Here is a 19,977-nt window from a genome sequence, read left to right on the forward strand (position 1 = left end):
GCCGCAACCCCCGCGAACGCGCCGGCTTTTGCGCCAAAAACGATCAATTCACCCCATCAAACGACCCAAAAAATAGAGCGACGACCTGCCGATGCGCAGGCCGTGCTCAGAGGATTCCGCACATGTTTGGAGCTTTCCGTCGGTACTTTTCCACCGACCTTGCGATCGACCTCGGCACCGCCAACACCCTGATATTCGCCCGCAACAAGGGCATCGTGCTCGATGAACCCTCGGTCGTCGCCATCCGCCACGAAGGCGGTCCGCATGGCAAGAAGGTGATCCAGGCCGTCGGCCGCGAAGCCAAGGCCATGCTGGGCAAGGTGCCCGGCAACATCGAGGCGATCCGCCCGATGAAGGACGGCGTGATCGCCGACTTCGTGATCACCGAGCAGATGATCAAGCAGTTCATCAAGATGGTGCACCCGCGCACGCTGCTCACGCCGAGCCCGCGCATCATCATCTGCGTGCCCTGCGGCTCCACCCAGGTCGAGCGCCGCGCCATCAAGGACGCGGCCGAAGCCGCCGGCGCCACTTCCGTCTATCTCATCGAGGAACCCATGGCCGCGGCCATCGGCGCCGGCCTGCCCGTCAGCGAGGCCTCGGGCTCGATGGTGGTGGACATCGGCGGCGGCACCACCGAGGTGGGCGTGATCTCGCTGGGCGGCATGGTCTACAAGGGCTCCGTGCGCGTGGGCGGCGACCGCTTCGACGAAGCCATCATCAACTACATCCGCCGCAACTACGGCATGCTGATCGGCGAGCCGACGGCCGAAGTCATCAAGAAGAACATCGGCTCGGCCTTCCCGGGCTCCGAAGTCAAGGAAATGGAAGTCAAGGGCCGCAACCTCTCCGAAGGCGTGCCGCGCAGCTTCACCATCAGCAGCAACGAAGTGCTGGAAGCCCTGACCGATCCGCTCAACAACATCGTCTCGGCCGTGAAGAACGCGCTGGAGCAGACGCCGCCCGAGCTGGGCGCCGACATCGCCGAGCGCGGCATGATGCTGACCGGCGGCGGCGCGCTGCTGCGCGACCTCGACCGCCTGCTGGCCGAGGAAACCGGCCTGCCGGTGCTGGTGGCCGAAGATCCGCTGACCTGCGTGGTGCGCGGCTGCGGCATCGCCCTGGAGCGCATGGACCGCCTGGGCAGCATCTTCACGAGCGAGTAATCGAGGTACACCCCCAGGCTTCGCGCACTTCGTGTCGCTGCGCCAACCCCCTTGCAGGGGGCAATACCAGCGGCCCGGCGAAGCCGGTTCCGCGGTATTCCTGGCATCGTCATGTGTTAATTTCTTGTGCCGTAACTCGCGCAAGGCGCGGTGAAAACTAGGCCGAATTCATGCCCCTGGGCACGCTCGATCGCACAGCGCCACCCCTGTTCAACCAGGGGCAGTCGGCGCTCAGCAAGCTGATCTTCTTCGGCGCGCTTTCCCTGTTCCTCATGGTGGCCGACGCGCGCTTCCACATCGTGCAGCCGATCCGGGCCGCCATCGGCGCCGTGCTCTATCCGGTGCAGTGGGTGGCGTTGAAGCCGGTGCAGGCGGTGCTCGGCGGCGGACGCTATCTCGAAGACCTGCAGACCGCCCAGCGCAATGAGGAAGACGCGCGCAAGGCGCTGATGATGCAGGCCGAGCGCGCCGCCCAGGCCGATACGCTGGCCCAGGACAACGCCCGCCTGCGCGAACTGCTCGAGCTGCGCCAGACCACCACCACACCGGGCCGCGCCGCCGAGGTGCTCTACGACGCGGCCGACCCCTACACCCGCAAGATCGTCATCGACCAGGGGCTGGCCCAGGGCGTGCAGCCCGGCTCGCCGGTGATCGACGCGCGCGGCGTGCTCGGGCAGGTCACGCAGGTGCTGCCCTTCACGAGCGAGGTCACGCTGGTGATCGACCGCGATCTTTCCATTCCCGTGCAGAACACCCGCACCGGCGTGCGCAGCGTGGCCTTCGGCGACGCCTCGGCCCACGGCGGCGGGCTGGAGCTGCGCTTCATGGCCGCCAACGCCGACCTGCAGGAAGGCGACCTGCTCTCCACCAGCGGCGTCGACGGCATCTATCCCGCCGGCCTGCCGGTGGCGAAGATCGAGCGCATCGAGCGCCGCGCAGATTCCGCCTTCGCCCGCATCTACTGCGTGCCGCTGGCCCACGTGACGGCCGCGCGCTACGTGCTGGTGCTCGAGCCCACGGGCACGCCGGCCGCGCCGCCGCCCGCGCAGCCCGCCGTCACCCAGCGCAAGCGCCCCGAGGGCAAGCCGGGCGCGGGCAAGAACGAGAAGAAGCCGGGAGCGCGCCCATGATCAAGCGTCCAGGCCAGCAGCAGCTGCTGCTGCCCGTCAGCCCCGTCTTCATGTGGAGCAGCCTCGTGGTGGCGCTGCTCATCAACATGATCCCGATCGGCCGCGCCGTCTGGATGCCCGACCTGCTGGCGCTCGTCATCGTGTTCTGGGGCGTGCACCAGCCCGCGCGCGTGGGCATCGGCGCGGCCTTCGTGTTCGGCCTGTGCATGGACGTGCACCAGTCGTCGATGCTGGGCCAGCATGCGCTGTCCTACACCACGCTGGGCTTCTTCGCGATCACCATCCACCGGCGGCTGCTGTGGTATCCGGTGGCGTCGCAGGCGCTGCAGGTGCTGCCGCTCTTCGCGCTCTCGCAGCTGATCGAAGTGGTCACGCGGATGATCGGCGGCGGCGTGTTCCCGGGCTGGACGGTGCTCGCCTCGCCGGCCATCGAGGCTGCGCTCTGGCCGCTGGCCACCGCCTTGCTGCTGGCTCCCCAGCGCAGAACGCCGGAACCCGACGAGAACCGCCCCCTCTAAGCCCAGCCTCTCCCGCATTTGCCTTCGCACCTGCGCGCGCCTAAGCTCCCATCGCCATGACCGAAATCCGCAACGTCGCCGCCGACCTCGCGCGCTTCAAGCGCCGCGTGATCGTCATCGGGCTGGCGGTGCTCTTCGCGTTCGGGCTGTTGTGCTCGCGGCTGCTCTACCTGCAGGTCGTGCGCCACGAAGACCTGGCCGAGCAGGCCGAGAGCAACCGTACGGCGGTGGTGCCGGTGGTGCCGAACCGGGGGCTCATCCTCGACCGCAACGGCATCGTGCTGGCCTCCAACTACTCGGCCTACACGCTGGAGATCACGCCCTCGAAGGTGGGCGACGTCGAGGAGACCATCGACAGCCTCACGCAGGTACTGGAAGTCTCTCCTCGCGACCGCCGCCGCTTCAAGCGCCTGCGCGAAGACTCTCGCAGCTTCGACTCCATTCCCATCCGCACCCGCCTGAGCGACGAGGAAGTCGCCCGCTTCGCCGCCCAGCGCTACCGCTTCCCGGGCGTGGAGATCAAGGCGCGCCTGTTCCGCAACTACCCGCAGGGCGAGCTGGCCTCGCACGTGCTGGGCTACATCGGCCGCATCAACCAGCGCGAGAAGACCGCGATGGAGGACTGGGACGAGGAGGACCAGGCCAACTACAAGGGCACCGACTACATCGGCAAGCTCGGCATCGAGCAGAGCTACGAGAAGACGCTGCACGGCCAGACCGGCGTGGAGCAGATGGAAACCTCCGCGGGCGGGCGCGCCGTGCGCCGGCTGGCAAGCCACCCGGCCACGCCGGGCAACACGGTCATGCTGTCGCTCGACATCAAGCTGCAGAAGCTGGTGGAGGACATGTACGGCGACCGCCGTGGCGCGCTCGTGGCCATCGACCCCAAGACCGGCGAGATCCTCGCCTTCGTGAGCAAGCCCACCTTCGACCCGAACCTGTTCGTCGAGGGCATCGACAACGAAAGCTGGGCCGCGCTCACCGAGTCCATCGACAAGCCGTTGCTGAACCGCGCGCTGCGCGGCACCTACCCGCCGGGCTCCACGTACAAGCCCTTCATGGCGCTGGCGGCGCTGCAGACCGGCAAGCGTGGCCCCAGTGTGGTGGTGAACGACCCCGGCTACTTCAACTTCGGCGGCCACCGCTTCGGCAGCCCCGAGGGCTATCTGGGCGGCGTCGACATGCGCCGCTCGATCCAGCTGTCGAGCAACATCTATTACTACTCGCTGGCCAACGAGATGGGCGTGGACCTCATCCACGACTTCATGAAGCCGCTGGGCTTCGGCCAGATCACCGGCATCGACCTCGGCGGCGAGGTGCGCGGCGTGCTGCCCAGCACCGAGTGGAAGCGCAACACCTACAAGCGGCCCGAGCAGAAGAAGTGGTACGCGGGCGAGACCATCTCGCTGGGCATCGGCCAGGGCTACAACAACTTCACCATGCTGCAGCTGGCGCAGGCCACGGCCATCGTGGCCGATGGCGGCCTCAAGCACAAGCCGCACCTCGCGCTCGCCACGCGCGACACGGTCAACGGCCAGGTGGTGCCCCTGCCGCAGCCGCCTGCGGTGAACCTGGGCTTCACGGCGGCCAACATCGCGGTGATCCGCGAGGGCCTGACGAGTGTGGTCACCAGCGGCACCGCGCGCGGCGTGTTCGCGGGCGCCAGCTACCAGGCGGCCGGCAAGACAGGCACGGCGCAGGCCGTGTCGATGGGCCAGAACACCAAGTACAACGCGCGCGCGCTCGAGGAGCACCAGCGCGACCACGCCCTGTTCATGGCGTACGCGCCGGTGAACGACCCGAAGATCGCATTGGCGGTGATCGTGGAGAACGCCGGCTGGGGCGCCGGCGCGGCAGCGCCCATCGCGCGCCGGGTGTTCGACTACTGGCTTGCCGACCAGTACCCGAGCGAAGCCGACATGGCCGCCATCAAGGTCGGCAAGGCGACCGCGCCGATCGGCAAGCCGCGCGTGGCGAGCGAGGTGGCCTGGCCAGCTGCTTCGGCCACGCCCGCCACCGCGCCCTGATGTCTTGCTCCCTCTCCCCGAGGGGAGAGGGAAGAAGACTCTCAGACCACCGTTCCGCTGACCTCGCCCAGCCCGATCCGCACCGCGCCCCGGCGCTCGCAGTAGCCGCGAATGGTCAGCGTGTCCCCATCCTCCAGGAACGTCCGCTTCTCGCCGTTCGGCAGCGTGATCGGCTGCTTGCCGCCCTGCGTCAGCTCGATCAGCGAGCCGGCCTCGTCGGGCTTCGGGCCCGAGAGGGTGCCCGAGCCCAGCATGTCGCCCGACTGAAGGTTGCAGCCGTTCACCGTGTGGTGCGCGACCAGCTGCGCGGCGGTCCAGTAGGCGGCTTCGGCGACGTTGCCGCGCGTCAGGCGCACGGGCGCCACGCCCTCGGCGCGCATCTTCGCGGTCTGCAGCAGCACCTCGACCGTGATGTCGAGGGCGCCGCTCTCGCGGTTGGAGGCCGCGTCGAGGTACGGCAGCGGCTGCGGGTCGCCGGCGGGCCGCTCGAACTTCGAGCGGAAGGGCGCCAGCGCCTCCATCGTCACCAGCCAGGGCGACAGCGTGCTCGCGAAGTTCTTCGACAGGAAGGGGCCGAGCGGCTGGTATTCCCAGGCCTGCAGGTCGCGTGCCGACCAGTCGTTGAGCAGCGTCACGCCGAACAGGTGCTCCTCCGCGTCGGCGATGGCGATGGGTTCGCCCTGCGCGTTGCCGCGGCCGATGAAGAAGCCCAGCTCCAGTTCGTAGTCCAGGCGCTTCGACGGGCCGAAGCTCGGCTCGGCCGCGTCGGGCGCCTTGGTCTGGCCGTTCGGGCGCTTGAAGACCTGGCCGCTCACGCCGATGGACGAGGCACGGCCGTGGTAGCCGATGGGCACCCACTTGTAGTTGGGCATCAGCGGCTGGTCGGGGCGGAACAGCTTGCCGATGGTGGTGGCGTGGTGGATGCCCGTGTAGAAGTCGGTGTAGTCGCCGATGCGGCAGGGCACGGTCATCTCGGCCTTGGCCTGCGGCAGCAGCGCCTTCGACCAGGCGGCCTGCCGGTCGCTGCCTTCGGCCAGGCCTGCCGAGATGGCGGCGCGCAGCGCCTGGCGTTCCTTCGTGCCGGCGTCCATCAGCGCGTTCATGTCGTCGGTGTCGATCAGGCCCGTGGCGCGCAGGTCGAGCACCTGGTCGCCGATGGCGACGCCGATGCGGAAGGTCTCGCTGCTGCCGGCGGCGCGGAAGCGGCCGAAGGGCAGGTTCTGGATCGGGAAGTCGGTGCCGGCCTCGTTGGCCGATGCGACCCAGCTGCGCAGCTTCGGGTCATGGGTGGCGTTCAGTGCGGTCATGGAGGATGTCTTTCTGCTCGGTTCTGTTTGTCTGGCTGTCGTGTTCAGTCTGCGGTCATGCCGGCCTTTTGGGCTACATCGCCCAGGCGCTTGTATTCGGTCTCGCTCAGCGTCGTCAGCTCCTGCGCGGTCGAGCCGCGCGGCGAGAAGCCGGCCTGCGCCAGCTTGGCCTTCACGTCGGGCATCGCGAGCGCTTCCACGAAAGCCTCGTTCAGCGCCTTCACGACCGGCGCCGGCAGCTTCGCCGGTCCGTACACGCCGAACCACGGCTCCAGCGCGTAGCCCTTCAGGCCCGCCTCGGCCATGGTCGGCACGTCGGGCAGCGAGGGCGAGCGCGTGGGGCCCGCCACCGCCAGCGCGCGCAGCTTGCCGGCCTGGATGTGCGGCAGCGAGGCCGGCAGGTTGTCGAACATCACGCCGATGTTGTTGCCCAGCATGTCGGTGATGGCCGGGCCGCTGCCCTTGTAGGCGACGTGCACGAGCTCGGTGCCGGTCATCTGCGCGAACATCACGCCCGCCAGGTTCATCGAGGTGCCGGCGCCCGCGGTGGCGTAGGGCAGGCCGGGGTTCTTCTTCGCGGCCGCGATCAGGTCGGGCACAGACTTCACGGCCGAGGCCGCCGGCACTTCGAGCACGATGGTCGAGGTGCCCAAGAGGCTGATGGCGGTGAAGTCCTTGCGCGGATCGAAGGCCATCGACTTGTAGATGTGCGGGTTCAGCGCGTTGGTCGAGATCGCGCCGAAGCCGATGGTGTAGCCGTCGGGCGCCGCCTTGGCCACGGCGTCCATGCCGATGTTGCCGCCCGCGCCGCCGCGGTTGTCGACGAGCACCGGCTGGCCCAGCTTCTCCGACACCTTCTGGCCCACGGTGCGCGCCACCAGGTCGGTGGTGCCGCCGGGCGTGTAGGGCACGATGAAGCGGATGGGCTTGGAGGGGTAATCGGCCGCGTGCGCGAGGAAGGGCACGGCGAGCAGGGCCACGGCCGCCGTACGGCGTGTGAGGGTGAACACGGTCTTCATGCCTTGAACTGGTCTTTCAAGCCCGCCCAGCAGTCGGCGTAGTCGGTATCGAGTGCCGGGCTCTTCAGCGCGAAGTTCGTCGGGATGAAGCGATAGCGGCTCTCGAACATGAAGGCCAGCGTGTTGTCCAGCTTGTGCGGCTTCAGGTCGGCATTCGTGGCCTTGTCGAAGGCTTCCTCGTCCGGCCCGTGCGGCACCATGCAGTTGTGCAGGCTCGCGCCGCCGGGCTTGAAGCCGCCCGGCTTGGCGTCGTACTCGCCCAGCACCAGGCCCATGAACTCGCTCATGAGGTTACGGTGGAACCAGGGCGGGCGGAAGGTGTTCTCCATGACCATCCAGCGCGGCGGGAAGATCACGAAGTCGCAGTTGGCGGTGCCGGGGGTGTCGCTGGGCGAGGTCAGCACGGTGAAGATCGACGGATCGGGGTGGTCGAAGCTGATCGAGCCGATCACCATGAAATGCGCCGTGTCGTACTTCACCGGCGAGAGGTTGCCGTGCCAGGCGACCACGTTGAAGGGCGACTGCTTCATCGGCGCCTGCCAGAAGCGGCCGCCGAACTTCTTGACGATCTCGTAGCCGCCTTCTTCCGTCTCGAAGGCCGCCACCGGCGCCTGGAAATCGCGCGCGTTGGCCAGGCCGTTCGAGCCGATGGGGCCCAGCTCGGGCAGGCGGAAGTGCGCGCCGTAGTTCTCGCAGACGTAGCCGCGCGAGAGGCCGTCGGGCAGAGCCACCTTGAAGGCCATGCCGCGCGGCAGCACGGCGATCTCGCCGGGCTTCACGTCGAGCACGCCCAGCTCGGTGGTGATGACGAGGCGGCCCTGCTGCGGCACCACCAGCATCTCGCCGTCGGCGTTGACGAAGGCGCGGCGCTCCATCGAGCGGCCCGCCAGGTACATCAGCGAGCCGATGCCGACCTGCGACTCGGCGTCGCCGTTGGCCGCGATGGTGCGCATGCCGTCGATGAAGTCGGCCTTGGCCGCCGCTTCGTCCAGCGGCTGCGGATGCCAGCGCAGGGGCTCGGGCGGCAGCGCGATCTCGCGGTCGGCGCCGGTGGTCCACAGCAGCTGCGCATACGACTGGTAGCGGCCCGACACCACCGAGGGCTGGCGGCGATAGAGCCAGGTGCGGCGGTTCTCGTGGCGCGGCGCGGTGAAGGCGGTGCCGGAGATCAGCTCGGTGTAGAGATCGAAGGGCCCGCGCTGCGGGTTGTTGCGGCCCTGCGGCAGCGCGCCGGGCACGGCCTCGGAGGCGTATTCGTTGCCGAAGCCGCTCTGGTAGCGGCGCTCGGTGGAGGAGGTTGCGGCGGTCATGGGGTCCTCATGGATGGCTTGAACGGGGGCATTACTTCGCAGCCGCGAGCGCTTCGCGCAGCACGGCCAGCGAGCCGATGTGGTTGGCCAGCACCAGCACGAGGCGCGCGTTGTAGGCGTTGCTCTCTTGCGTGCTCAGGCCCTGGTGGGCATCGATCAGCGCTTCGTAGAAGTCGTCGGGCGCCTCGAGATGCGGGTCGGTGATCAGCTTGGGGGTGGATGCGGTCATGGGGTCGTTCCCTCAGTGTTTGCCGAGCGCGCGATCGACGGCGCTGCGCACCTGCGCCGCCGACGGGGTGCGCCAGCGTGCGCACACGTGCTGGTCGGGACGCAGCAGGTACACGGTGCCGGGCCGGGCGTCGTAGCGCTGCGCGGCGAGCTCGCTGCCGCGGGCGCCGTCTTCCATGCGCACCACATGCAGCGGCCGGTCGCTGGCCCTCAGCTCGGCCAGGCTGCGCTCGGCCGCCTCGCCCTGGCCGAACACCAGCGCGGTGAACTGCGCGACATGGCATTCGCGCAGCAGCCAGCCGGTGCTGCCGTCGGCATGCACCACGGGCGCGTCGGCCGCGGCGGCGCCGGGCACCATCGCGCCCGAGAAGGCGTCGGCGTCGGGCGTGTTCAGCGGCGAATCGCGCAGCACCGAAGGCACCGACAGCCGGCCGCTGTTGACCAGCGATCGCGCGAAGGCGTGGCGCCTGGTCAGCTCCAGCACCGCGTCGCGGAACAGGCGGCTCACCTCGCTCTTGGGCGTGATGAAGTCGGTGGCGCGGGTGGAGTTGCGGATGTTCTCGTCGGCGGCGTACTCGCGCTCGCTGGCGTAGCTGTCGAGCAGCGCATCGGGCGCCTGGCCCTGCACCACGGCGGCGAGCTTCCACGCGAGGTTGTCGGCGTCCTGCACGCCCGAATTGGCACCGCGCGCGCCGAAGGGCGACACGCCGTGCGCCGAGTCGCCCGCGAACAGCACGCGGCCGTGGCGGAAGCGCTCCATGCGCTGGCAGGCGAAGGTGTAGACGCTGGCCCAGCCGATGCGGAACTGCACGCCCTCGAAGCCGATGCTGTCGAGCAGCGCGCGCACGCGCGGCGTGATGTTCTCGGGCTTGCGCTCCTCCACCGGGTCGGCGTCCCAGCCGAGCTGGAAGTCCACGCGCCACATGCCGTCGGCCTGCTTGTGCAGCAGCACGCTCTGGCCGGGGTGGAACGACGGGTCGAACCAGAAGCGCCGCTCGGTGGGCAGGTCGGCGTCCATCGTGATGTCGGCGATCAGGAAGCGGTCGCGGAACACGCGGCCCTTGGCTTCCAGGCCGAGCATCTGGCGCGTGTTGGAGCGCGAGCCGTCGCAGGCGGCGACGTAGTCGGCCTGCAGCCGGTACTCGCCCTCGGGCGTTTCCACCGTCAGCACCGCGCCGTCGTCGCCCTGCTCGATGCCGGTGACCTTGTTGTTCCAGCGCAGGTCGATCAGCGGCAGCGCCGCCGCGCGCTCGACGAGGTAGCCCTCGACGTAGTACTGCTGCAGGTTGATGAAAGCCGGGCGCTCGTGGCCGGGCTCGGGCAGCAGGTCGAAGCGGTAGACCTGCTCGTCATGGAAGAACACCTTGCCCACGTTCCACGACACGCCCTTGTCGACCATCCGGTCGCCGCAGCCCAGGCGGTCGAACACCTCGAGCGTGCGCTTGGCGAAGCAGATCGCGCGCGAGCCGCTCGAAAGGGTGTTGTCGTTGTCCAGCAGCACCACGGGCACCTGCCGCAGCGCGAGGTCGATGGCCAGCGTCAGCCCGACCGGGCCGGCGCCGACGATCACCACGGGGTGGCGCGCGGGTGCGGCCGCGTCCTGGTCGGCATGGCGGCGGTAGTCGAAGCGCAGGCTCTGATAGTCGATCACGTGTTGTCTCCGTGTCTTTTGTCTTTGCTCCTTCCCCCGCTGGGGGAAGGCCGGGATGGGGGCACGACGGCGTTCACTTCGGGCGCTCTGCCTGCCCTCACCCCAACCCTCCCCCAGCGGGGGAGGGAGCAGTTCGATCAGCCTTCCAGCGCCTTCCACATCTCGACGTCGCGCTCGGCCGTCCAGATGCGCGGGTCGGCGTGGCCCGAGGCCTCGTCGTAGGCGCGGCTCACGTCGAAGGGCATGCAGTGGTCGAAGATCACCCACTGGCTGTACTTGGGCTTGAGCTTCTCGTAGGTTTCCTTGTAGACCGCGTTCAGGTCGCGCCCGGCCTTCACGCCTTCCTGCACGCTGGCGTAGACGTCGGAGATGAAGTTGCGCGTGCCCGTCAGGCCTTCGGCCACTTCGGCGGGCGTGGTCAGCGCGGCACCGCGGCCGGGCACCAGCGCCACGGGCTTGAGCGCGGCGATGTTGTCCAGCGTCTGCGGCCAGTCCTTGAAGTAGGCGTCGCCCGCGTACGGCGTGGCGCCGAACTCGACCAGGTCGCCCGACAGCAGCGTGCGCTCCTGCGGCAGCCAGACGACGGTGTCGCCCTTGGTGTGGCCGCGGCCGAGCTGGATCAGCTGCACTTCCAGCTTGCCCAGCCACAGGGTCATCTTGCCGGTGAAGGTCATGGTGGGCCAGGTCAGGCCCGGCGGCACCGTCTCGACGTTCTGGAACAGGCGTGGGAAGCGGCCGATTTCGCTGGCCTTGTCCTGCTCGCCGCGCTCGACGATCAGGTCGCGCGTGTCCTGGCTGGCCAGGATGTGCTCGGCCCCGTAGCCCGCCGCGCCCAGCACGCGCACCGCGTGGTAGTGGGTCAGCACCACGTACTTGATGGGCTTGTCGGTCACCTCGCGGATGCGGCGCACCACGTCGGCTGCCATGGCCGGCGTGGCCTGGGTGTCGGCCACCAGCACGCAGTCGTCGCCGATCACGATGCCGGTGTTGGGGTCGCCCTCGGCGGTGTAGGCCCAGGCATGTTCCGAGATCTGGCTGAAGGTGACCTTCTTCTCTTCCATGTCGGCCTGGCTGGCGAATTTCTTGGCTTGGCTCATCGGGTGTCTCCGTCGGTGGGGTGGAATTTGAAATTCGTTTAAGTCGAACGAATTCGCAGTTAACGAATGGCCGCAGTGTAAGCCGCAGATCAGTTAATGTCTAATCCCTTCTTCATGAACGAACGACCAGAAGGCGAGGCCGGCCATGGCAGCCAGTGACAACGACCGCGCCCAGCGCGGCATCCAAAGCATCGAAGTCGGCGGCCAGCTGCTGCGCGCGCTGGTGCATCACGGCCGGCCCATGGCGCTGAAGGACCTGGCGCGCGAGGCCGACATGACGGCCGCCAAGGCGCATCCGTACATGGTCAGCTTCGGGCGGCTGGGCCTCATCGAGCAGGACCGCGCCAGCGGCCACTATCTGCTCGGCCCGCTCGCCTTGCAACTGGGCCTCATCAGCCTGCAACAGGCCGACCCGGTGCACATCGCCACCCCGCTGATCGGCCAGCTCGCGCAGCAGATCGGCCACACCGTGGCGCTGGCCGTGTGGGGCGCGCGCGGCGCGACCATCGTGCGCACGGCCGAGTCGCCATCGCCGGTGCATGTGAACATGCGGCACGGCACGGTGTTCTCGCTGACCAACACCGCCTCGGGCCGGGTGTTCGCGGCCTACCTCGACGAGGGCGTGGTGCGCCGGCTGCTCGAGGAGGAGCGCCAGCGCCAGAAGCAGCGCAAGGGAGCGGAGCCTGCGGCCATCGCCGGCATGCCGCCGGTGCAGCCGCTGCCCTCGTGGAGCGACTTCGAGCGCCAGCTGCAGGAAGTGCGCGCACACGGCATCAGCCGTTCCGACGGCGAGGTCATCGAAGGCGTCAGCGCCATGGCCGCGCCCGTCTTCGACCACACTGGCGCCATCGTGCTGGCCGTTACCGCCATCGGCCCGGCCGGCATCTTCGACACCGCGTGGGACGGCCAGATCGCCCGCGCGCTCAAGGCCTGTGCCGGCACGGTGTCGCAGCGCCTCGGCGCCGCCGCCCCCGCGCCCGCCGCCCCCGGACCCGAGCGATGACGCCAGTCACAACAACAGACATCTCTTCTTCCGCTTCTCCCATCCACGCGGCCATCGAGCTGCTTCGCAATGCCCGGCGCATCGTCGTGTTCTCGGGCGCGGGCCTGTCGCGCGCCTCGGGCATTCCCACCTACCGCGACGCCGACGGCCTGTGGAAGAGCCAGAACGCGCTGCAGTTCTCCCATGCCGAGGACCTGCAGCGCGACCCTTCGGGCTTCACGAAGTTCTGGGCGCAGCGCCTGTCGACGATCGAATCGGCGCAGCCGAACCCCGGCCACGCCGCGCTCGCGCTGCTGCAGCGGCTGCGCCCCGCGACCCGGCTGGTCACGCAGAACGTCGACGGCCTGCTGACGCTGGCCGGCGGCCAGGACGTGCTCGAACTGCACGGCTCGCTGCGCCGCTGGCGCTGCGATCGCTGCGGCAACCGCAGCGGCCCCTGGCCCTTCCACCGCTGCCTGCGCTGCGGGGCGCATGCGCGGCCCGACGTGGTGATGTTCGGCGAGATGCTGAATGCCGGCGTGCTGCTCGACGCGCAGATGGCGGCGCAGGAGTGCGATCTGTTCATGGTGGTGGGCAGCACCACCATCGTCTACCCGGCGGCCGAGTTGCCGCAGACCGCGCTCGCGCACGGCGCGCGGCTCATCACGCTGAACCTGGAGCCGCTGCCGCACCTGGACGACGCGGCGGCCGTGGTGCTGCGCGGTGCTTCCGAAGACCTGCTGCCGCAGCTGCTGGCGGGCGTGCCGGGCTCGAGAGGCTGAGGGCGATCAGCCCTTCCTGCCCCCGAGCAGCACCAGTGCCCCGCCCACCACGATCACGGCCACGCCGGCCCACACGGGCACGTTGACCGTTTCCTTCTCCTTCACCGAGAACTCCAGCGGCCCGAGCTTGGCCTGGTGGGTTTCCTTGGTGAAGCTGAAACTGCCCAGGGCCAGCACGGCGATGCCGGCCACGATCAGCAGGATGCCGACGATGCGTGTTGCGTTCATGGGGCGATGCTCCTTCCTTCCAACTACCTTCCGTGTGGGTGCCGCAGATTACTGCCGCGGCTGTTGCTGCTGCAACTGATCGACCCACTGCACCACCTCGGCCACGGCCGCGTCGCTGGCGGCGATGAGCGCCTTCACGCCGCCGGGCGCGTCGGCGCTGGGCGCGGGGCGGCGCACGGTGAACAGGCGCTGGCCCAGCACGCGGTCGCCGGCGGCGGTGCTGCGCACGAGGGTGGCACGCAGGCGCACCAGGCCCACGCTGGCGCTCGCGGATTCGAAGTAGTGGCTGAACTCGTCCAGCGAGATGCGCAGCGTGTCCGGCGCCTGGCCCCGGCCGCGCGAGATGGTGGCCGCCTCTTCGGGGCCGAGCACCATGCGGCGCTCCGAGAGCGTGTCGCGCAGCCGCTGGCGCAGCAGCTGCGAGGGCGGCAGGCTCCAGCGCGACTGGCCGTAGGGCCGCAGCTCGTTGGCGTCGGCATAGCCCAGGCGATAGAGGATCTGCGTGCCGTCGAGGCGGGTGTTGCTCTCGAACTCGGCCAGCGACAGCGTCGGGAGCGTGGCCGCTGAAGGTGCCGTTGCGGGTGCCGCGGCAGGCATCGCCGGGCCGGGGCCGAAGTCGTAGAGCGTGGCGCGCGCGGGCTTGTCGGGCAGCGCGCCGCAGCCGGCGGCCAGCAGCAGGGCGCAGCCGAGCGCGATGGCGGCAGGGGTCTTGCGAATGGCGTTCATGGTCGGTGATCCTCCCTCGGTCGGGAATCAGGGCCGCGTCGCGGCCGGCGCCTGGAAGCCCGGCTCGCCCGGGCCCGCGGCCGCGCCGCCGTTGCCGAACAGCAGCGATTGCGGGTTGTCGTTGATGCTGTCCGCCGCGCGGCCCAGCCGGCGCACCGCGTGCGAGGTGTCGTCGGCCACGCGGTTCACGCGCGGCAGCGTGGCGGCGTTGAACGAATCGACCGCCTGCGCCAGCGCCTTGGTGCCGTCGCTCAGCCGCTCGACCGGGCCGTCGGGCGCGTTCAGCCGGCCCACGGTGGTGTTGAAGTTGTTGGCCACGCGAGAGACGTCGCCGGCGGCCTTCTTCACCGAGGCCATGGTGTCGGGCAGCTTCGTCAGCGCCGGGTTCAGGCCGGTCTTCACGGTGTTGTCGAGCGTCTTGAGCAGCGTGTTGGCGCTGGCCGAGGCGGCGGCGATGTTCTCCAGCGCATCGGCCGCGCGCTTCTGGTTGGGGTCGCTCAGCAGCTGGTTGGCGCGCTTGGTCACTTCCTCGACCTGGTTGATGATGGCCTCGCCGCGGTCCTGCAGCTGCGCCAGCATCGAGGGCTTGAGCGGGATGCGCGGCGGGTCGTCGTTGTTGGGCTTGAGCGAGACGCTCGATTCGCCCTTGTCGTCCAGCGCGATGAAGGCCAGGCCGGTCACGCCCTGGTAGCTCAGCGTGGCGAAGCTGGAGGTGGTGAGCGGCACGCGCTCGTCGACCGTGATGCGCACGCGCACGTTGCCTTTGACCTTCGGGTCGAAGTCGATCGACGCCACCTTGCCCACCGCGATGCCGCGGTAGCGCACCATGGCCTGCGGCTGCAGGCCGCTGACCGCGTCGCGGGTGGAGAGCTCGTAGATGTTGCGCACGGTGTTGTCGCGCGTGAACCAGACCACCAGCGCGACGAGCGCGGCGATCAGTCCGAGCACGAAGGCGCCGGCGGCGAGGGCGTGGGCCTTGTTTTCCATGGTGGCTACCTACCTTTCAGCGGCCTGTTCGGGGGCCGGCTTGTCATGCAGCGCTTCGAGGGCGCGCTGGCCGCGCCCGCCGAGAAAGTATTCGTGGATGAAGGGATGCGGATACGCGATGACCTCGCGCGCCGCGCCGGTGACGATCACCTTCTGGTCGGCCAGCACCGCGATGCGGGTGCTCAGGTCGAACAGCGTGTCCAGGTCGTGCGTGACCATCACCACCGTGAGGCCCAGCTCGCGGTGCAGGCCGCGCAGCAGGTCGCAGAAGCTGTCGGACGCCTCGGGGTCGAGGCCGGCCGTGGGTTCGTCCAGCAGCAGCAGCGGCGGGTCCATGATGAGCGCGCGCGCCAGCGCCACGCGCTTGATCATGCCGCCCGAGAGATCGGCCGGGCTCTTGTTGGCATGCTGCGGGCCCAGGCCCACCATCTGCAGCTTCACCAGCGCCGCGTGGCGGATGAGCTCGTCGGGCAGGAGCTTCAGCTCGCGCAGCGGGAAGGCGATGTTCTCCAGCACGCTGAAGGCCGAGAACAGCGCGCCGTGCTGGAACAGCATGCCCACGTTGGCCGCGCCCGAGGCGCTGAGCTCGCCGGGCTCCTGGCCCAGCACCTCCACGTGGCCGCGCGTGGGCTTCTCGAGTCCGAGGATCTGGCGCAGCAGCACCGTCTTGCCCGTGCCCGATCCGCCCACCAGCGAGAGCACCTCGCCGCGGTCGATGTGCAGCTGCAGGTCGCGGTGCACCACCTGCTCGCCGTCGGGGCTCTGGAACACGGTCCACAGGCCGCGGATGTCCACCACGGTGGGGTCGGTGTCGGGGCGCACGGGCATGCTCATGGTTTCACGCCCTCATGCACGGAAGCCGATGCCCTTGAAGAGGACGGCGAACAATGCGTCGACCAGGATCACGGCGGTGATCGACGTGACCACCGACGAGGTCGTGCCGCGCCCGAGGCTCTCGGTGTTCGGCTTCACCTTCATGCCGAAGTGGCAGCCGATCAGCGCGATCAGGATGCCGAACACGGCCGACTTGGCCATGGCCAGCCACAGGTTCGAGATCGGCACCGCGCGCGGCAGCGCCGAGAGGAAGTACGCCGGCGAGATGTCGAGCGCCGCGTCGGCCGCCAGCATGCCGCCCGCGAGCGCGGCCATCGAGGTCCACAGGCTGATCAGCGGCATCGCGATGGCCAGTGCCAGCACGCGCGGCATCACCAGGCGAAAGCCGTGCGGGATGCCCATCACGCGCATCGCGTCGAGCTCTTCCGTCACGCGCATCACGCCGATCTGCGCGGTGATGGCCGAGCCCGACCGGCCGGCGATCAGCACGGCCGCCAGCACCGGCCCCAGCTCGCGGATCAGCGAGAGCCCGAGGATGTTCACCACGAAAGTCTCGGCGCCGTATTGGCGCAGCTGCTGCGAGATCAGGTAGGCCAGCACCACGCCGATCAGCAGCCCGACCAGTGCCGTGATGTGCAGCGCCGTCGCGCCGAACTGGTACAGGTGCCCGGAGAAATCGCGCCACGGCCCCCGGTGCGCGCGCGCGCGCCAGCCGGCACAGGTCGAGCGCGAACTGGCCGACCAGCGCGGTGAAGTCGCGCACCACGTACATGAGCCGCGGCCCGTTGTGCGAGAACGCGCGGATGCGGTCGTTCAGCGTGGGCGAGGGCTCGTCGGGCGTGGCGACGGTGTGCTGCGCCACGTGGTCGAGCACGGCCTTGTGCTGCGGCGACAGCTCGATGGTCGCCGGCCACTCGTGGCGCCAGTGGTCCCACAGGAGCTGCGCGCCGATGTGGTCGAGCTGCTCGACGGGCCGGAGGTCCCAGGCGCGGTCGTCGGCGGGCGGGGCCGTCTTCAGGCTCTCGGCCAACGCCTGCCAGGCCGGCTTGGACGACATCGCCAGCGTGGTCCACCGGCCGCTGGCCACCGTCCACTGGCGGCCGTCCTGCTCGCGCTGCGCGACGCGGGGCCACGCGCTGTCGGCGGCGGAGGCGTCGGCAGGCGATGGGGCGGGAGACATGGCTGGACGAAGAATGAGTCGGGTGAGCGTGAAAGTTAACAAAACCCGGGCCGGGTGCGCGCATCGTAACCGCGTGCATCCGCAGTCAAGGTGAGCCAGACCCTTCGTTCGCGTAGGGCACCACGCCGTTTCTTCATGTTTCCTTCAGGGTGCGAAACCGTCGGAAAGGGTTTCGCGCAGCCAGGCCACGAAGGCCGTCACCGCCTGCGGCACGTGCGTGGCGTAGGGCCGTATGGCATACAGGCGCTCGCCGAAGGCGCCTACCGAGCGCCATTGCGGCAGCACCTGCTGCAGCTTGCCCGACTGCAGCGCCGCCTGCGCGCTGAAGTCGGGCACCAGCGCGATGCCCAAGCCGCTGAGTGCCGCGTCGCGCAGCGCCTCGCTGTTGTTGGCGACCAGCGGGCCCGAGACCGGCACCGTGATACGAGGCGCCGAAGATTGGGTCTCGAAATGCCAGGTCGGCGTTTCCTGCGCGCGGGGGTAGTGCAGGCAGTCGTGGCCGGCCAGGGCCTGGGGCTCGCGCGGCGTGCCGCGGCGGCGCAGGTAGGCGCGGCTGGCCACCAGCACCGATCGGGTCTCGCACAGCGTCCAGGCCACGTGCGTGTCGGGCGGCGCGGCCGTGTGGCGGATGGCGAGGTCGAAGCCCTCCATCGCGAGCGAGCTGAGCCGGTCGGACAAGTCGAGCTCGATGCGCACCTCGGGCTGCGCGCGCAGGAAGTCGGCCAGCCTCGGCACCAGCTGCTGGCGCGCGAAGGCCACCGGCGCCGTCACCCGCACCAGCCCGCGCGGCACGCCCGCGAGGTCGCGCACGCCGGCGAAGCTGTGGGCGATCTGCTCGAAGGGGCCGCGCATGTCCTCCACCAGCCGCTGGCCGGCCTCGGTGAGTCGCACGCTGCGCGTGGTGCGCTGCACCAATGGCGCGCCGGCCGCGCGTTCGAGCTCGGCGATGCGCTGGCTCATGGCCGCCTTGCTCACGCCCAGGCGCAGCGCAGCGGCGGTGAAGCTGCCCTGCTGCGCCAGCACCGTGAGCCAGTGCAGGTGCGTCCAGAGCGACTCGATATTTTGGGGTTTCATGCCTGCATTGTTCGCTATTGCGAACAATAAGTTCAAGCATCGCGACTAGGCGGGGAACGAGGCGCTGCCTAAACTGGCCGCATCTTCCTTCTGGCACAGCCTCTCTCAGGGTTCTCCCCATGTCTACCTCCATCGACCACTTCATCGCCGGCAAGCCCGCCGCCAACACCTCCGGCCGCACGCAGGACGTGACCAACCCCGCCACCGGTGCCGTCACCGGCAAGGTCGGCCTGGCCAATGCAGACCAGGTCGGCGCCGCCGTCGCCGCCGCGCAGGCCGCCTTCCCGGCCTGGGCCGACACCCCGCCGATCCGCCGCGCGCGCGTGATGTTCAAGTTCCTGCAGCTGCTCAACGAGCACAAGGACGAGCTGGCCCACATGATCACCGCCGAGCACGGCAAGGTCTTCACCGACGCGCAGGGCGAAGTCAGCCGCGGCATCGACATCGTCGAGTTCGCCTGCGGCATCCCGCAGCTGCTCAAGGGCGACTTCACCGACCAGGTCAGCACCGGCATCGACAACTGGACGCTGCGCCAGCCCCTGGGCGTGGTCGCCGGCATCACGCCCTTCAACTTCCCGGTGATGGTGCCGATGTGGATGTTCCCGGTGGCCATCGCCGCGGGCAACACCTTCGTGCTCAAGCCCAGCCCGACCGACCCGACGCCTTCGCTGCGCATGGCCGAGCTGCTGAAGGAAGCCGGCCTGCCCGACGGCGTGTTCAACGTGGTGCAGGGCGACAAGGCGGCGGTCGACGCGCTGCTGGAGCACCCCGACGTCAAGGCCATCAGCTTCGTCGGCTCCACCCCCATCGCCAACTACATCTATGAAACCGGCGCCCGCCACGGCAAGCGCGTGCAGGCCCTGGGCGGCGCGAAGAACCACATGGTGGTGATGCCCGACGCCGACATCGACCAGACCGTGGACGCGCTGATCGGCGCCGGCTACGGCTCGGCCGGCGAGCGCTGCATGGCCATCAGCGTGGCAGTGCTGGTGGGCGACGTGGCCGACAAGATCATTCCGAAGCTCGTCGAGCGCACCAAGACGCTGAAGGTGCTCAACGGCGAGAACCTCGCGGCCGAGATGGGCCCGATCGTCACCCGCGCCGCGCACGAGCGCATCACCGGCTACATCGACCTGGGCGAGAAGGAAGGCGCGAAGCTGCTGGTGGACGGCCGCCAGTTCGACGGCAACAAGGCGGGCGAAGGCTGCGGCGACGGTTTCTGGATGGGCGGCACGCTCTTCGACCACGTCACGCCCGAGATGCGCATCTACAAGGAAGAGATCTTCGGCCCCGTGCTGAGCTGCGTGCGCGTGGCCAACTTCAAGGACGCCGTCGACCTCGTCAACGCGCACGAGTTCGGCAACGGCGTGAGCTGCTTCACCCGCGACGGCAACGTGGCGCGCGAGTTCAGCCGCCGCATCCAGGTGGGCATGGTCGGCATCAACGTGCCGATCCCGGTGCCGATGGCCTGGCACGGCTTCGGCGGCTGGAAGCGATCGCTCTTCGGCGACATGCATGCCTACGGCGAAGAGGGCGTGCGCTTCTACACGAAGCAGAAGTCGGTGATGCAGCGCTGGCCGGAGAGCATCGGCAAAGGCGCGGAGTTCGTCATGCCCACCGCGAAATAAGTCCACCCCCGACTCTCGCGCACTTCGTGTCGCTCGCATCCCCCTCAGGGGGCGCTCCCGGCGGCCCGGCAGAGCCGGTTCCGCGGGAGCACTGGTACTGACG

Annotated in this window: 18 protein-coding genes and 1 pseudogene; 7 read left to right on the forward strand and 12 right to left on the reverse strand. The window is 69.4% G+C overall.

From position 1 onward, the window contains the following. The first annotated feature begins 122 nt into the window (after positions 1-122). From ACHMXA_RS05255 to mrdA, 4 genes are all read left to right on the forward strand, one after another. Positions 123-1,166, forward strand: a complete 1,044-nt coding sequence (locus ACHMXA_RS05255; RefSeq protein ID WP_007833435.1) for a rod shape-determining protein — start codon at positions 123-125, stop codon at positions 1,164-1,166. A gap of 170 nt (positions 1,167-1,336) precedes the next feature. Next, positions 1,337-2,296, forward strand: a complete 960-nt coding sequence (mreC, locus tag ACHMXA_RS05260) for a rod shape-determining protein MreC (RefSeq protein WP_176665766.1) — start codon at positions 1,337-1,339, stop codon at positions 2,294-2,296. Next, positions 2,293-2,814: a rod shape-determining protein MreD gene (gene mreD / locus ACHMXA_RS05265; protein ID WP_019655414.1), complete on the forward strand. Its 522-nt coding sequence runs from the start codon at positions 2,293-2,295 to the stop codon at positions 2,812-2,814. The genes mreC and mreD overlap by 4 nt, the downstream gene beginning before the upstream one ends. Before the next feature lie 56 nt (positions 2,815-2,870). Beyond that, a complete protein-coding gene (mrdA, locus tag ACHMXA_RS05270) occupies positions 2,871-4,841 on the forward strand; it encodes a penicillin-binding protein 2 (RefSeq protein ID WP_176665767.1) in 1,971 nt (656 codons plus the stop codon). Positions 4,842-4,882: 41 nt separating this feature from the next. Here the strand turns inward: mrdA and fahA are convergent, their stop codons facing one another. The 6 genes from fahA to ACHMXA_RS05300 all read right to left on the reverse strand — a co-directional run bounded on the left by fahA (position 4,883) and on the right by ACHMXA_RS05300 (position 11,453). Next, positions 4,883-6,148, reverse strand: a complete 1,266-nt coding sequence (gene fahA, locus ACHMXA_RS05275; RefSeq protein ID WP_395319072.1) for a fumarylacetoacetase — start codon at positions 6,146-6,148, stop codon at positions 4,883-4,885. Between the two features lie 44 nt (positions 6,149-6,192). Continuing rightward, on the reverse strand, positions 6,193-7,167 hold the full coding sequence (locus tag ACHMXA_RS05280; protein WP_395319074.1) for a Bug family tripartite tricarboxylate transporter substrate binding protein: 975 nt from the start codon (positions 7,165-7,167) through the stop codon (positions 6,193-6,195). After that, positions 7,164-8,477: a homogentisate 1,2-dioxygenase gene (gene hmgA / locus ACHMXA_RS05285; RefSeq protein WP_395319076.1), complete on the reverse strand. Its 1,314-nt coding sequence runs from the start codon at positions 8,475-8,477 to the stop codon at positions 7,164-7,166. The genes ACHMXA_RS05280 and hmgA overlap by 4 nt, the downstream gene beginning before the upstream one ends. A 31-nt stretch (positions 8,478-8,508) precedes the next feature. Continuing rightward, positions 8,509-8,706 carry a DUF2783 domain-containing protein gene (locus tag ACHMXA_RS05290; protein WP_395319078.1) on the reverse strand — a complete coding sequence of 66 codons (198 nt, stop codon included), beginning with the start codon at positions 8,704-8,706 and terminating at the stop codon, positions 8,509-8,511. Positions 8,707-8,718: 12 nt separating this feature from the next. Further along, positions 8,719-10,356, reverse strand: coding sequence for an FAD-dependent oxidoreductase (locus ACHMXA_RS05295; RefSeq protein ID WP_395319080.1), 1,638 nt, complete (start codon positions 10,354-10,356; stop codon positions 8,719-8,721). 137 nt (positions 10,357-10,493) lie between these two features. Continuing rightward, the gene (locus ACHMXA_RS05300; protein ID WP_176665773.1) at positions 10,494-11,453 is read right to left on the reverse strand and encodes an MBL fold metallo-hydrolase; all 960 of its coding nucleotides are present in this window, start codon (positions 11,451-11,453) and stop codon (positions 10,494-10,496) included. Positions 11,454-11,598: 145 nt separating this feature from the next. Between ACHMXA_RS05300 and ACHMXA_RS05305 the strand changes: the two genes are divergently transcribed. Further along, positions 11,599-12,456 carry an IclR family transcriptional regulator gene (locus tag ACHMXA_RS05305; RefSeq protein ID WP_395319083.1) on the forward strand — a complete coding sequence of 286 codons (858 nt, stop codon included), beginning with the start codon at positions 11,599-11,601 and terminating at the stop codon, positions 12,454-12,456. Next, positions 12,453-13,217 (forward strand): SIR2 family NAD-dependent protein deacylase, encoded by a 765-nt coding sequence (locus ACHMXA_RS05310; protein WP_395319085.1) that lies wholly within the window; start codon positions 12,453-12,455, stop codon positions 13,215-13,217. The genes ACHMXA_RS05305 and ACHMXA_RS05310 overlap by 4 nt, the downstream gene beginning before the upstream one ends. A gap of 6 nt (positions 13,218-13,223) precedes the next feature. On the opposite strand, the gene ACHMXA_RS05315 is transcribed toward ACHMXA_RS05310, so the two are convergent. The 6 genes and pseudogenes from ACHMXA_RS05315 to ACHMXA_RS05340 all read right to left on the reverse strand — a co-directional run bounded on the left by ACHMXA_RS05315 (position 13,224) and on the right by ACHMXA_RS05340 (position 18,246). Next, positions 13,224-13,445 (reverse strand): hypothetical protein, encoded by a 222-nt coding sequence (locus tag ACHMXA_RS05315; RefSeq protein ID WP_395319087.1) that lies wholly within the window; start codon positions 13,443-13,445, stop codon positions 13,224-13,226. Between the two features lie 48 nt (positions 13,446-13,493). Continuing rightward, positions 13,494-14,171, reverse strand: coding sequence for an ABC-type transport auxiliary lipoprotein family protein (locus tag ACHMXA_RS05320; RefSeq protein ID WP_395319089.1), 678 nt, complete (start codon positions 14,169-14,171; stop codon positions 13,494-13,496). A 27-nt stretch (positions 14,172-14,198) separates the two neighbouring features. Continuing rightward, on the reverse strand, positions 14,199-15,158 hold the full coding sequence (locus ACHMXA_RS05325; RefSeq protein WP_176665777.1) for an MlaD family protein: 960 nt from the start codon (positions 15,156-15,158) through the stop codon (positions 14,199-14,201). A gap of 9 nt (positions 15,159-15,167) precedes the next feature. Further along, positions 15,168-15,992: an ABC transporter ATP-binding protein gene (locus ACHMXA_RS05330; RefSeq protein ID WP_176665778.1), complete on the reverse strand. Its 825-nt coding sequence runs from the start codon at positions 15,990-15,992 to the stop codon at positions 15,168-15,170. A 12-nt stretch (positions 15,993-16,004) separates the two neighbouring features. Next, positions 16,005-17,172 (reverse strand): annotated as a pseudogene (locus ACHMXA_RS05335) (MlaE family ABC transporter permease). A 144-nt stretch (positions 17,173-17,316) separates the two neighbouring features. Further along, positions 17,317-18,246 carry a LysR family transcriptional regulator gene (locus ACHMXA_RS05340; RefSeq protein WP_395319092.1) on the reverse strand — a complete coding sequence of 310 codons (930 nt, stop codon included), beginning with the start codon at positions 18,244-18,246 and terminating at the stop codon, positions 17,317-17,319. Positions 18,247-18,365: 119 nt separating this feature from the next. On the opposite strand from ACHMXA_RS05340, the gene ACHMXA_RS05345 reads away from it, so the two are divergent. Then, positions 18,366-19,874 carry a CoA-acylating methylmalonate-semialdehyde dehydrogenase gene (locus tag ACHMXA_RS05345; RefSeq protein WP_395319094.1) on the forward strand — a complete coding sequence of 503 codons (1,509 nt, stop codon included), beginning with the start codon at positions 18,366-18,368 and terminating at the stop codon, positions 19,872-19,874. Positions 19,875-19,977 lie beyond the last annotated feature (103 nt).

The sequence above is a fragment of the Variovorax sp. UC74_104 genome (genome assembly GCF_044055375.1).
Taxonomy (GTDB): Bacteria; Pseudomonadota; Gammaproteobacteria; order Burkholderiales; family Burkholderiaceae_C; genus Variovorax.